Below are 12,862 nucleotides of genomic sequence, written 5' to 3'. Positions count from 1 at the left end.
GGTTTTGCTCCACGCTTCCTTCAGACCCCACCTCGCGGTGGCGCCCTTGCGCTTTGCTAACCCTTCGCCGCCATCAGGCTGGGTAGAGGACTTGCACCTCCAAGCTGTCGAACATGCTCGGCACACGAAAAAGGCGGGGCCAAGCCCCGCCTCGATCTCGTCAGCTGGATGGCTTTCAGGCGCTCTGCTGAACCTGGATGCCCTTGTCGGTGAAGAGCTGCTGCAGCTCGCCGGCCTGGAACATCTCGCGGGTGATGTCGCAGCCGCCGACGAACTCGCCCTTCACGTAGAGCTGGGGAATGGTCGGCCAGCTGGAATATTCCTTGATGCCCTGGCGGATGGTCTCGTCCTCGAGCACGTTGACGCCCTTGTAGGGTACGCCGAGGTAGTTGAGGATCTGGACGACTTGCCCTGAGAACCCGCACATGGGGAATTGCGGCGTGCCCTTCATGAACAGCACGACGTCGTTGGACTTCACTTCGTTGTCGATGATCTGGTTGGCGTCAGCCATGGATGTCTCCTGTTCCGCAGCGGTCAAGGCGCCGGGTTCATGTCTCAATTGTCGGGTGCCACGGTCGTCAATGCAAGGGCATGAAGCACGCCACCCATGCGTCCTTGCAGCGCTGCATAGACCATCTGGTGCTGCTGGACCCGTGACTTCCCCTTGAAGGCGGAGGAGGTGACGGTGGCGGCATAGTGATCGCCATCGCCGGCCAGGTCCTTGATCTCGACCATCGCATCGGGAAGGGCGGCCTTGATCAGGCTTTCGATGTCTCGCGAATCCATCGGCATGGATCAAACTCCTCACGGCTTACCGGTTAAGACTTGCCGGTCATGTATTCCGGCAGCCAGGCTTCGTGCGCTGCCTTCAATTGCTTCACGGATATGGCCTGTTGCCCTGGCAGAATCAACGCATCGCCCCCGGTGATGCCCAGCGTCACGGCTGGAACGCCGATGGCGCCGGCCTCGTAGAGGATGTCGGCGGCCACGTCCTCGTCGACGGCGATGAGGTAGCGGGCCTGATCCTCGCCGAAGAGGAAGGCATGGAGGGGGAATCCCTCCGGGAAAGCCGTGATCTCGGCGCCTACGTTGCCGGCCATGGCCATCTCGGCGAGCGCGAGTGCGATGCCGCCATCCGAGAGGTCATGCACGGTCTCCACCTGGCCGGAGCGGATGAGCTGGCGCACGAAATCGCCGTTGCGCTTCTCCTGGACCAGATCCACCGGCGGCGGAGCGCCTTCCTCCCGGCCGCAGACATCGCGCAGATAGATCGACTGGCCGAGCCAGCCCTGGGTTGCGCCGATGAGAATGATGGCCTCTCCCTCACGCTTGAAGGCGATGGAGGCGTTGACCGTCACGTCGTCAAGGAGGCCGACGCCGCCGATGGCCGGAGTGGGCAGGATGCCCTGGCCATTGGTCTCGTTGTAGAGCGAGACATTGCCGGACACGACCGGGAAATCGAGCGCGTGGCAGGCCTCGCCGATGCCCCTGACGCAACCGACGAACTGGCCCATGGACTCGGGCCGCTCGGGACTGGCGAAGTTGAGATTGTCGGTGATGGCGAGCGGCAGGCCACCGACCGCCGTGATGTTGCGCCAGGCTTCCGCCACCGCCTGCTTGCCGCCCTCGAAGGGATCGGCCTCGCAATAGCGCGGCGTCACGTCGGTGGTCAGCGCCAAGCCCTTCGGTCCGTCCTCGACGCGCACGATGGCGGCATCGCCGCCCGGAATCTGGACGGTGTTGCCGAGGATCAGGTGATCGTACTGCTCCCAGACCCAGCGCTTGGAGCTCTGGTCCGGCGAGCCGACGAGCTTCAGGAGCGCCTCGGCCTCGGACATCGGGGGCTTCACGCTGTCCGGCGCGATCACGGGCTGCTTGGGGCTTTCCACCCACGGCCGGTCATAGAGAGGAGCCTCGTCGCCCAATTCCTTGATCGGAAGATCCGCCTTCACCTCGCCCTGGTGCTTGATGACGAAGCGGAGCGTATCGGTGGTCTTGCCGATCACCGCGAAATCGAGGCCCCATTTGTGGAAGATGGCCTCGGCCTCCTTCTCCATGCCGGGCTTGAGCACCATGAGCATGCGCTCCTGGCTCTCGGAGAGCATCATCTCGTAGGCCGTCATGCCCTCCTCGCGGCAGGGCACCTTGTCGAGGTCGAGCTCGATGCCGAGATTGCCCTTGGCGCCCATTTCGACGGCCGAGCTGGTGAGGCCGGCCGCGCCCATATCCTGGATCGCGATCACGGCGCCCGACTTCATGAGCTCGAGGCAGGCCTCCAGCAGGAGCTTCTCGGCGAAGGGGTCGCCGACCTGCACGGTCGGACGCTTCTCTTCGGATGCGTCGTCGAACTCGGCTGACGCCATGGTCGCGCCGTGGATGCCGTCGCGGCCGGTCTTGGACCCGAGATAGACGATCGGGTTCCCGATGCCGGTGGCCTTCGCGTAGAAGATCTCGTTGGTGCGGGCGAGGCCCACCGCCATGGCATTGACGAGAATGTTGCCGTTGTAGCGCTTGTCGAAGCCCACACTTCCGCCGACCGTGGGAACGCCGAAGGAGTTGCCGTAGCCGCCGATGCCCGCGACCACGCCCGAGACGAGGTGAGGGGTCTTCGGGTGATCCGGCTCGCCGAAGCGCAGGAAGTTCAGCGATGCGATGGGCCGTGCTCCCATGGTGAACACGTCGCGCAGGATGCCGCCGACGCCCGTCGCGGCGCCCTGGTAGGGCTCGATGAACGACGGATGGTTGTGGCTCTCCATCTTGAAGATGCAGGCCAGCCCGTCGCCGATATCGATCACGCCCGCATTCTCGCCGGGCCCCTGGATGACCCAGGGAGCCTTGGTGGGCAGGCCGCGCAGGTGGATGCGGGAGGACTTGTACGAGCAATGCTCGTTCCACATGGCCGACACGATGCCGAGCTCGGTAATGGTCGGCTCGCGGCCGATCAGGTTCACGAAGCGCTCGTATTCGTCGGCTTTGAGCCCGTGCTCCTTGACCAGCTCCGGGGTGATGGCGACGTCGTTGCGGATCATCGGGGTCTCGCTTCTTTCACCCTCTCCCGTGTGGGAGAGTAAGGGGAACAAATCAGATGTCCTCATCCTGAGGAGCCGCGGAGCGGCGTCTCGAAGGAGGGTCCAGTGAGCACCGGAGACGCCCTCGTACTTCGAGACGCTCCGCTCCTCAGGATGAGGGCTGCGGGGTGCTTTCTCCGCTTCAGAGATCAAGCCGCTTTCGGGAAACTCGACACGAGGCTCTCGAACAGGCCGCGCCCATCGGTGCCGCCCACGAGGTCTTCGATCAGGTTTTCCGTATGAGGCATCATGCCGAGCACGTTGAGCTTTTCCGAATAGATGCCCGCGATCGCGTTCATGGAGCCGTTGCGGTTGGAATCCGTCGTGATGTGCCCTTGGGCGTCGGAATAGCGGAAGGCCACCAGCCCTTCGCCTTCGAGCCGCTTCAGGGTCTCTTCGTCGGCCGTGTAGTTGCCCTCGCCATGCGCCACGCAGACATCGATGGCCTGACCCTTGGCATAAGCCCGGGTGAAGGCGGTGTCGTTGCGCTCGACGCGCAGGAACTGCCGGTGGCAGATGAATTTAAGGTTGGCGTTGCGCATCAGGATGCCGGGCAGGAGCCCGGATTCGCAAAGGATCTGGAAGCCGTTGCAGATGCCGAGCACGAGGCCGCCGCGCGCCGCATGGGCGCGAACCGCATCCATCACGGCGGCGCGGCCGGCAATCGCGCCGCAGCGCAGGTAATCGCCGTAGGAGAAGCCGCCCGGCAGGACCACGAGGTCAGTGCCCTTCGGCAGTTCGGTCTCGGCATGCCAGACCTTCTCCACATGGGAGCCGGCCGATTTGAGCGCCCGCAGCACATCGCCTTCGCGATTGGAGCCGGGGAAGACGATGACGGCAGATTTCATGAAAGCCTCACGCGATCTCGACGCGGTAATTCTCGATGACGGTGTTCGCGAGCAGCTTCTCGCAGGCGGCCTTGAGGGCGGCTTCGGCCTTGGACTTGTCGGTGGTTCCGAGCTCGATGTCGAAGACCTTGCCCTGGCGCACGCCGTCGATGCCCTCGACGCCTAGGGATTTCAGGGCCCCTTCGATGGCCTTGCCTTGGGGATCGAGAACGCCGTTCTTGAGTGTGACGGTGACGCGAGCTTTCATGGGGGCCTCGGCTGTTAAGATTTGGCCAAGGCCATAAAGAATTTAGCCGCAAGAGACAACGGGCTCAGGAGCCTAATTCTCGGGCAGCGACTTCTCGGAGCGTTTCACGCACGACATCCTGAACTTCGCCGATCACCAAGACAACCGAGAGCGCCTCGCCCTCACGCTTTCCCATGGCTGCCCCATAGGCCGGGCGCTTGCTACCATCCGCCGGGGCGAGATCGATGGTAAAGCCGGGATAGGGAGCGTCCTTGAGGCACTCGACCGTGATCCGGGTCCTGACCGGCTTCTGCCGGCCCACAGGCGAGCGCAGCGCGCGGGCCAGGCGCTCGGGATCCTTCAGCAGGGCGTCCGTGATGTCCGCGTCCTTGCCAGTCAGGCGGATGACGCCGACCGTGAGGCCCGGGCTGCATTCTGGCGGGACGCAGAAGGCAAGGGCAACGGGTTCGGCCCGATCCTCGGCCAGCCATTTGCGTAAGGGTAGGGCATCCCAGGGCGTGCCCGCCGGGAGACCCGCGACCTGACGCGGAATGTAGCCGCAGCTTGCGACCGTCAAGGCGAGAGCCAGGATGAAGGGGAGGGAACACAGCAGACGGAAAGGCATGGCCCTTATCTATGCGCGAAACGAGCCGGAAGGGGAATGCGGGATGACGCAAAAGAAAAGCCCGGCGTGGAGCCGGGCTTGGAAAGATTAAGGGAGCGGCCGCTACTGCACGAGGCGGGGGCCGCCTGTCACCGGGTTTTCGTTCTCGGCCAGGATGCCGAGGCGGCGGGCGACCTCGGAATAGGCCTCGACCAGCCCGCCCATGTCCCGGCGGAACCGGTCCTTGTCGAGCTTGTCCTTGGACTTGATATCCCAGAGACGGCAGGAATCCGGGGAGATCTCGTCGGCGACGACGATGCGCATCATCTCGCCCTCCCAGAGACGGCCCGTCTCGAGCTTGAAGTCGACGAGGCGGATCCCGACGCCCAGGAAGAGGCCGGACAGGAAGTCGTTGACCCGGATGGCAAGCGCCATGATGTCGTCGATCTCCTGGGGTGAGGCCCAGCCGAAAGCGGTAATGTGTTCTTCCGAGACGATGGGATCGTTCAGGGCGTCGTTCTTGTAATAGAATTCGATGATCGAGCGGGGCAGCTGCGTGCCCTCCTCGATGCCGAGCCGGGTGGCGAGCGAGCCCGCCGCCACGTTCCGCACCACCACCTCGAGGGGGATGATCTCCACCTCGCGAATCAGCTGCTCGCGCATGTTCAGGCGGCGGATGAAGTGGGTCGGGATGCCAATGTCGTTCAGATGTTGGAACAGGTATTCCGAGATCCGATTGTTGAGCACGCCCTTGCCGTCGATCACTTCATGCTTCTTGGCATTGAAGGCGGTCGCGTCATCCTTGAAGTGCTGGATGAGCGTACCGGGTTCCGGGCCCTCATAGAGGACCTTCGCCTTGCCCTCATAGATGCGACGGCGACGATTCATAGGCGTGTACCGTGGTTTGAGAAAATCCATGTGCCGTGGCTCCTGGGGATGGTCATTTTTTAGATCCGCGGCTGGCGGAGACGCGGCTTTTCACCGGTGCTCCGCTCAAGGGGCAACCTATCCGATCCCTTGGACAAGTACAACGCGGGGACATGAGCTGCTGGCCTGCAACTCGGTGGAAGTACCCTTTTGAAGATGGGGAGCGTCTGGCCGCAGCGCGAGTGCGCCCTTATATCGCATAAAGGAAAAGCAAGGGAGGGTAAGGCCGATGACCACATTCAACGAACGTGAGGATGCCTTCGAGAAGCAGTTTGCCCTCGACGAGGAGCTCCGCTTCAAGGCAACGGCGCGCCGCAACAAGCTGCTCGGCCTCTGGGCGGCCGAGCGCCTGGGCAAGAGCGGAGCGGATGCGGAGGCCTACGCCAAGAGCATCGTGCTGGCCGATTTCCACGAGCCGGGCGACGCGGACGTTCTGCGCCAGGTTCATCAGGATCTTGGCGCAGCCGGCCAATCGATCGACGAGGCTTCACTCAAGGTCAAACTCAGCCAGATGATGGCCCGTGCCGTCGAGGAGATCAAAGCGGGGCAGTAACGCCATTCCGGCCGCTGGAATCCTGGCGGGATTCCGAAGAACCACTCAATCCAAAGGGGCATCATGCCGACCCATCCATCGTTTCCCGAGCGGCTGACAGCCGGTTCTCCTCTTCTGACGGCCTGGTGCGGCATGCCGGATCCCTCCGTGGCCGGGATCCTGGCCCGCGAGGCGTTCGATGCCGTCGTCATGGACATGCAGCACGGCTCCATCGATTTTGCCGCCGCACTCCAGGCGGTGCCGCTGATCGCTGCTGCGGGAAAGCCGGCCCTGGTCCGTATCCCCGTAGGGGATTTCGCATCCGCCTCGCGCTTCCTGGATGCCGGAGTCTCGGGCGTGATCGCCCCCATGATCAACACCATCGAGGATGCAAGACGCTTCGCCGGCTTCATGAAGTTCCCGCCCGTCGGCGAGCGCAGCTGGGGCGCCTATGGGGCGCTCTCCCTCTCAGGGCTCGAGCCGGGCGAGTATCTGCAGCGGGCCAATCACCTGACGGTTTCCTTCGCCATGGTGGAGACGCGCGAAGCCCTCGCCATCATCGACGACATCCTGGCGGTGCCCGGGATCGATGGCATCTTCATCGGTCCCTCCGACCTGTCGATCGCCCTCTCAGGCGGAAAAGGCCTCGATCCCACCAGCGCCGAGGTCGAGAAGGCCCTGGATCATGCGCTTGCCCGCGTGAAGGCTGCGGGCAAGGTCGCGGCCATCTATGCCGTGTCAGGGGGGCGGGCGGCTCAGCTCGTGCGCAAGGGCTTCCACATGGTTTCCATCGGCAGCGACATCTCCATGCTCAGAGCCGGAGCCGCGGCGGCCTTGGCGGCCGCACGGGCCTAGATCTTCCCGGTGGAGGGGAGATCGAAGGCCTGGGCCAGAAACAGGCCGCCCTGCCTGAGACCCTCATCATCGATCCCATGGGCAAGGCCGGCCGAGAGGTGCCATTGGCAGGGGATCTTCGCCGCGCCCAAAGCCTCCTTCGAGAAGAAGAACATTTCGACCGGGACCACATCGTCCCGGTCCCCGTGAACCAGCAGGATCGGCGGCTTCGACCGTGCCGAATTCCCAAGGCTCTCCGGTCCCTGCCCATCCTCCAGCACCAGAAGGCCCGAATAGCCGATAATGGCGGCCGGGGCGGTCTGCCGGCGCAACCCGATATGGAGCGCCATCATGGCGCCTTGGCTGAAGCCGACGAGGGCAAGCTTCGAAGCCGGCAGGGAATACCGGGCGAGCTCCTGGTCCAGAAAGGCGTCGAGCCTGGGAGCCGCATAGGTCACGCCACGCCAGAATTCGCGCGGGTCGGTCAGGGTGAGGGGAAACCACTCCCGCCCCATGGGCGCATTCCCACAGGGATCCGGGGCATGAGGGGCCACGAAGGCGGCGTCCGGCAGCCGGTCGCGCCATTGCTCTCCCAGCTCGATCAGATCGTTTCCGTCGGCTCCCAGACCGTGAAGGAGGACGACGAGTTGCTTGGGCGTCCCGGATTTCGGGGCGAGGCGAGGGCCATCGATGGCGGCCATGACGGAGATCCTTTGCGGTCTGAGTGCCGACAGGGCGCGATGGATGCTGTCGCGGTCAAACGGGAGCGCCCTCCCGGGACTTGATCGTACGGTAATAGGCCCAGAGCATCTTGGCTGCCACGCCCCGCCAAGGGCGCCAGTTCTCGGCCAAAGCCGTCAGGGTCTTGGCGTCCGGCCGCTGCTCCAACCCATAGGCGAGGCGGGCGGCTTCCTGCACGGCCAGATCCCCGCTCGGAAAGGCATCGGGATGCCCGAGGCAGAAGAGCAGGTACACATCGGCGGTCCAGGGGCCGATCCCTTTCACCCGCGTGAGAAGATCATGGGCCTCGTCGGCCGAATGGTTGTGCAACTCATCGAGGGGAAGCCTGCCGTCGATGACCTCCGCCGCTACGGCGCGCAGGGTCCTGACCTTCCCGGCCGACAATCCGGCTGTCCGGAGATCCTCATCGGAGAGCCGAAGAAAGACCCCCGGCGTCGGAGGTTCGAGGATCTGCCGCAAGCGGGTCCAGATGGCCGTCGCGCTGGCGGTGGAAACCTGCTGGCCGATGACGATCCAGGCCAAACCCTCAAAACCTGGCGGCCGCTTGCGCAATTGCGGCGTGATCCCGCTTGCGGCCAGCTTCGCCATCACGGGATCCGCCATCGCCAACTCGCCCAAGCCCCTCTTGAGAACCGCGTCCGTTTCGAGGAGGGTGGTCATTCCTTCGCGTTCCTTCTTCCGATGCAGGCTCCCGTGACGAAGCCGGTTTTTCGATTCGCTCCCAGCCCCAACGGGCGGCTTCATCTGGGGCATGCCTATTCCGCCCTGCTCAACGCCGACTTCGCCCGCCTCCACCAGGGTCGTTTCCTCCTGCGCATCGAGGATATCGATATCACACGTTGCCGACCCGAATTCGAGACCGCCATCTATGACGACCTCGCCTGGCTCGGCCTGCACTGGGAGGCTCCCGTGCGACGGCAATCGGAGCACTTCGGCGATTACCATGCCGCCTTCCTGAGGCTGAAGGGGAGGGGAGGGGTCTATCCGTGTTTCTGCACCCGCCGGGACATCGCGGAGACAATCGCCTGCCGGGCGGCGGAGAGCGGCCAGGATTGGTCCCGCGATCCGGACGGCGCTCCGCTCTATCCGGGCACCTGCCGTGACATGCCCACTGATGAGGCCGATCGTCGGATCGCGGCCGGCGAGCCCCATGCTTGGCGCCTCGACATGGCGGCGCTGGAAAAGCTTGTGCCGGGGCCGCATCGATTTCAGACATTCGACCGCGAAGGCCGGGTGGACATCGTCACCGTGCAGCCGTGGCGCTGGAGCGATGCGGTGATCGTGCGCAAGGAGACGCCGACGAGCTATCATCTCTCCGTCATCGTCGACGATGCGCTCCAAGGCGTCACCCACGTGGTCCGCGGCCAGGATCTCGAAGCCGCGACCGACCTCCACGTGCTGCTCCAAGTTCTGCTGGACCTGCCGACGCCTCTCTATCACCACCATGGCCTCGTGCTCGATCCGACCGGCGACAAGCTGGCGAAGAGCCGGCAATCGCAATCCCTGGCCGAGCTGCGTGCCGAGGGCGTGACGCCTCAGGCGATATGGCGACGCCTCGGGCTCGATCCTCAGCCGACGCCCAGCACGTAAAGCCAGACCAGCGTCGTCCCCAGAGCCAGAAAGGTCGACAGGGTGATGGCGCTGGAGGCGAGAGCCACGCCCTCCCCGTACCGTTCGGCGAAGAGGTAGGCGTTGATGCCCGATGGGCACGAGGCGAAGAGCACCGCGACCCCGGCCCAGACCGGCGGCATGTTGAAGACCCGGGTGGCCAACAGCAGCACGATCAGGGGATGCAGCACGAGCTTGAGGAACGAGATCACGGTCGGTAGCTTCCAGCCCGTCTGCAGCCCGTAGCGGCGCAGGGCGATGCCCATGGAGATCAAGGCACAGGGAACCGCCGCGCTCGCCAGCAGATCCATGACCTGCCAAGCCGGAGCCGGCACATGCGCGGCGATGGGACGACAGGCGGATCCCGCCAGGATGCCGACGACGATGGGATGGGTGAAGAGGCGGCGCAGGACGATGACAGGCGAGGCCTGTCGTCCCTCGGCCAGGATCGTCGCGAGGGTCATCGTGACGGGCAGATGGACGGCGATGAGCAGGAAGAGCGGGACGGCACCCTCGTCCCCGTAGGCCTTGAGGATCATCGGGACGCCGACGAAGACCGTATTCGCCTGACCGGCCGAGAAACCGGCGACGACCGCGGAAACACCTTTGATCCCAAAGAAGCGCTGACCGATCACGGTGGCCAGAAGCCAGACCACAGCCACGCCGACGAAGTAGGAGATCCAATAGCCCCAGGGCTGGACGTCGGGAATCTCGGCGCGAACGAGGGTGCGGAAGATCAGGCAGGGCAGGGACAAGGTGAAGACGAATTCGGACAGCCCTTCGCCGGCCCGCTCGGAAATGAAGCCCGTCTGACGCGCGACATAGCCGATGCCGATCAAACCGAAGACCGGCAGCACAATCGCGAAAAGCTCGAGCATGGGCTCTATCGCAGCTCCGCACGCTGGGAGAGAGTCGCTGAGGCGACGCTGTGGGACATCAATTCATCGACCTGTTCGCGCTGGCGCTTGAAGTCCACCAGCCCACGGCCCTCGAGCTCCCTTCCGCGCGGCAGGCGGATTTTGAGAGGATCGACGAAGCTGCCGTTGATGAGCACCTCGTAATGGAGGTGAGGGCCGGTCGACAGGCCCGTGCTGCCCAGATAGCCGATGACCTGACCCTGCCGGACCCTGACGCCTTGATTCATGCTCTTGGCAAAGCCCGACATGTGGGAATAGGTCGTCACATAACCGTTGGCGTGCTGGATCTCGATATGGCGCCCGTAGCCCGATTTCCAGTCGGCAAAGCGGACGGTGCCGTTGCCTGCGGCAAGGATCGGGGTGCCGACCTTGTTCGCCCAGTCGATGCCCGTATGCGGCCGCGAATAGCCCAGGATCGGGTGGAAGCGCGAGCCGAAGCCCGAGCGCAGGATGCCGTCGGCGATGGGCTTGCGGATCAGGAACTTCTTGAGCGAGCGGCCCGCGTCGTCGAAGAAATCGACCGTGCCGTCCTCGCCCTGGTAGCGGTAGACGCGGCGCGCTTCCCCGCCCACGGTGAGGGAGGCATAGAGGACCTCCGGCGTTCCGTTCTCGTCATCCGAACCATAGAAGATCTCGAAGGCATCTCCCTGCGACACACGGCGCTGAAAATCGACGTCATAGCCGAAGATGCGCACCAGTTCGTCCACCGTCTGACGAGGCAGCTCGTTCTTGAGGGCCGTCTCATAGAGGCTCTCGTAGAGCCGCACGCCGCCGCGCCGGTCATCCTCTTCCTCTTCCTCCGAGGCCTCGGCCACCTGCCGGTTCGTCTCGTCGGCGGGTGGTGTCACGGAAACGAAGACGCCGCGATCATTGGCGGCGGCAATGCCTTCGATGCCCCGTTCCCCGAACGTGATCACCCGCACGATCTGTCTGGGATCCCCGAGACGGGGACCGGGTGCGATGAGAATGCGCAGCCTCTGACCTTCCGTCAGGCCCTCAACTTTGATGCGGGCTGCCAGAGCCGAGGTGATCGCGGCGATCTGCTCGGGCGTACCCCCGTAGCTGCGCAGGACCGTTTCGAGGGTTTCACCCTTCTTGAGAGCCACATCGCGCTCCTCGACGAGGGGAGCCATGGCCGTCTGCTCGACCTTGGGAAGATCGGTCACGTTTTCGGGCACGACGCGAACCTCGATCGTGCTGAAGGGCGCATCGACGACGCGGGCATAGCCGAGGGCATCGCCCAACCCCTCCGGCTGCCGCAGGGTCCGCGACAGCATCTGCTGGGCAGGAATCGGCACGGAGGTTCGGCGCCCGGCCTCATTGAAGACCCGCCGCTCCTCCTCAAGGATCGCAAGCACGTCGCCGTCCGTCAGGGAGGGGGCGCTCGCCGCGATGGCCACCGCGGCAAGGTCGCGCCTGAGGACCGACACATCGGCATCGGCAACCTCCGGCGTCGGCTCAACGCGCTGTTCGTCCATTCCCTCAGCGAACAGGCGCAGGGGATTGAAAGGCGGAATATCGGAGGCGTAGGTGCCGGCGGTCAGGGAGAGGTTCGTCGCGATGCGCACGAACTGCCGGACCTTGATGGCTTCGCGCTCGCCATTGCGGATCGTCATCGGCGCTTTGAAGCTCTGTCTTGCGGAGGAGGTATTCTCCGTCATGTTGAGCCGGTCAGCCTTGCGGGCTAGGTTCGAGGTCCGCTCCTCGCTGGTTCCTGAAGGAGCCCGGCCATTGAGTGCCGCCCGCTCCGGGGGGAGGGCGGAGATCGTTGCGCCTTCAAGGGCGATGTAGATGGAGGCGCCGATCAGGACCGCGCCCGTGACGCCGGTCAGAACGCTGGCGCCGAGCCAGCGCAGATTCACCTCCCATTTGTCGATCTCGGGCGCCGCAATGCCGTTGGTGTTGAGCGGCGGCTCGTGCCCGAGATCGATGCCGGACGACAGATGCGAAGCTTCCTTACGGAAACTCTTGGCATGGCTGTCATCGGGAGGAAGAGGGCTCATGATCTCTGTCTGGTGTCGATGCGGGTGGGTTGCTGTCACAGACACCAGAGGCCATCTAGCACACGAGACGACAACCGCACAGTTCATAGATAAGCTTGGGCGGCGCGCCAACTCTCCAGGAAAAGAGGTTCCGGAAAAGAAATGCCGGCCGCGGCTCTGCTTCATTCCGCACTGTGTCGGCAGTGAGGCAGGAGCAGAAAAACCTGTGCGGCACGCCCGTTGGCGTCGGATTGGTTCGCCTGTCAAAAAACTTTCACAAGCACGTTGACAGGCCATAGGGGTTGGGCCTATATACCGGCCATCGACGCCGCCGCTGACGCGAACGGCGCCCAGATCTTCCTCAGAAACCGGGCTGTTGGGCCTGACTTCGGTCGGGAACAAAGGCTGTTCTGCGGGGGTCTGTTTTTATCGATGGCATCGAAAGATGCCTGTTCTTTGACAAGTGAAGAGAGAAGAGAAGCGTAGGCGGCGGTGTCCTTGCGGATCGTCCTTCGGGGCGATCGAATGAGAACATCGACCATGTCTATGCTTTGGTGAGTACACCGCTTCAGGGA

The 12,862-nt window shown here is 64.2% G+C and carries 14 protein-coding genes; 3 read left to right on the top strand and 11 right to left on the bottom strand.

Going from position 1 to position 12,862, the window contains the following annotated elements:
• Positions 1-175: 175 nt before the first annotated feature.
• The 7 genes from grxD to purC all read right to left on the bottom strand — a co-directional run bounded on the left by grxD (position 176) and on the right by purC (position 5,664).
• Positions 176-511, bottom strand: coding sequence for a Grx4 family monothiol glutaredoxin (gene grxD, locus FS320_RS28865; protein ID WP_152715718.1), 336 nt, complete (start codon positions 509-511; stop codon positions 176-178).
• A 44-nt stretch (positions 512-555) separates the two neighbouring features.
• A complete protein-coding gene (locus FS320_RS28860) occupies positions 556-792 on the bottom strand; it encodes a BolA family protein (RefSeq protein WP_152715717.1) in 237 nt (78 codons plus the stop codon).
• 26 nt (positions 793-818) lie between these two features.
• Positions 819-3,029, bottom strand: coding sequence for a phosphoribosylformylglycinamidine synthase subunit PurL (gene purL / locus FS320_RS28855; protein WP_152715716.1), 2,211 nt, complete (start codon positions 3,027-3,029; stop codon positions 819-821).
• Positions 3,030-3,217: 188 nt separating this feature from the next.
• Complete coding sequence (purQ, locus tag FS320_RS28850; protein ID WP_152715715.1) at positions 3,218-3,916, bottom strand: phosphoribosylformylglycinamidine synthase subunit PurQ; 699 nt, start codon at positions 3,914-3,916, stop codon at positions 3,218-3,220.
• Positions 3,917-3,923: 7 nt separating this feature from the next.
• On the bottom strand, positions 3,924-4,163 hold the full coding sequence (gene purS / locus FS320_RS28845) for a phosphoribosylformylglycinamidine synthase subunit PurS (RefSeq protein WP_152715714.1): 240 nt from the start codon (positions 4,161-4,163) through the stop codon (positions 3,924-3,926).
• 64 nt (positions 4,164-4,227) lie between these two features.
• On the bottom strand, positions 4,228-4,767 hold the full coding sequence (locus tag FS320_RS28840; RefSeq protein WP_152715713.1) for a hypothetical protein: 540 nt from the start codon (positions 4,765-4,767) through the stop codon (positions 4,228-4,230).
• 102 nt (positions 4,768-4,869) lie between these two features.
• Positions 4,870-5,664 carry a phosphoribosylaminoimidazolesuccinocarboxamide synthase gene (purC, locus tag FS320_RS28835; protein WP_152715712.1) on the bottom strand — a complete coding sequence of 265 codons (795 nt, stop codon included), beginning with the start codon at positions 5,662-5,664 and terminating at the stop codon, positions 4,870-4,872.
• A 238-nt stretch (positions 5,665-5,902) separates the two neighbouring features.
• Between purC and FS320_RS28830 the strand changes: the two genes are divergently transcribed.
• Both FS320_RS28830 and FS320_RS28825 read left to right on the top strand, forming a co-directional pair.
• Positions 5,903-6,226 carry a DUF1476 domain-containing protein gene (locus FS320_RS28830; protein ID WP_152715711.1) on the top strand — a complete coding sequence of 108 codons (324 nt, stop codon included), beginning with the start codon at positions 5,903-5,905 and terminating at the stop codon, positions 6,224-6,226.
• Between the two features lie 63 nt (positions 6,227-6,289).
• A complete protein-coding gene (locus tag FS320_RS28825) occupies positions 6,290-7,060 on the top strand; it encodes an HpcH/HpaI aldolase family protein (protein ID WP_152715710.1) in 771 nt (256 codons plus the stop codon).
• On the opposite strand, the gene FS320_RS28820 is transcribed toward FS320_RS28825, so the two are convergent.
• Together FS320_RS28820 and FS320_RS28815 are read right to left on the bottom strand one after the other, a co-directional pair.
• The gene (locus FS320_RS28820) at positions 7,057-7,740 is read right to left on the bottom strand and encodes an alpha/beta hydrolase (protein WP_152715709.1); all 684 of its coding nucleotides are present in this window, start codon (positions 7,738-7,740) and stop codon (positions 7,057-7,059) included. The two genes, FS320_RS28825 and FS320_RS28820, sit on opposite strands and share 4 nt — an antisense overlap.
• Before the next feature lie 55 nt (positions 7,741-7,795).
• The gene (locus tag FS320_RS28815; RefSeq protein ID WP_152715708.1) at positions 7,796-8,440 is read right to left on the bottom strand and encodes a DNA-3-methyladenine glycosylase family protein; all 645 of its coding nucleotides are present in this window, start codon (positions 8,438-8,440) and stop codon (positions 7,796-7,798) included.
• Between the two features lie 21 nt (positions 8,441-8,461).
• Between FS320_RS28815 and gluQRS the strand changes: the two genes are divergently transcribed.
• Positions 8,462-9,370 carry a tRNA glutamyl-Q(34) synthetase GluQRS gene (gluQRS, locus tag FS320_RS28810; RefSeq protein WP_152715707.1) on the top strand — a complete coding sequence of 303 codons (909 nt, stop codon included), beginning with the start codon at positions 8,462-8,464 and terminating at the stop codon, positions 9,368-9,370.
• On the opposite strand, the gene FS320_RS28805 is transcribed toward gluQRS, so the two are convergent.
• Both FS320_RS28805 and FS320_RS28800 read right to left on the bottom strand, forming a co-directional pair.
• Positions 9,349-10,266, bottom strand: coding sequence for an AEC family transporter (locus tag FS320_RS28805; RefSeq protein WP_152715706.1), 918 nt, complete (start codon positions 10,264-10,266; stop codon positions 9,349-9,351). The genes gluQRS and FS320_RS28805 overlap by 22 nt on opposite strands.
• Positions 10,267-10,271: 5 nt before the next feature.
• On the bottom strand, positions 10,272-12,308 hold the full coding sequence (locus FS320_RS28800) for a M23 family metallopeptidase (RefSeq protein ID WP_152715705.1): 2,037 nt from the start codon (positions 12,306-12,308) through the stop codon (positions 10,272-10,274).
• Positions 12,309-12,862 lie beyond the last annotated feature (554 nt).

It is taken from the genome of Microvirga tunisiensis, assembly GCF_009296175.1.
GTDB classification, from domain to species: Bacteria; Pseudomonadota; Alphaproteobacteria; order Rhizobiales; family Beijerinckiaceae; genus Microvirga; species Microvirga tunisiensis.
This window is presented reverse-complemented; position numbering and strand designations above follow the sequence as displayed.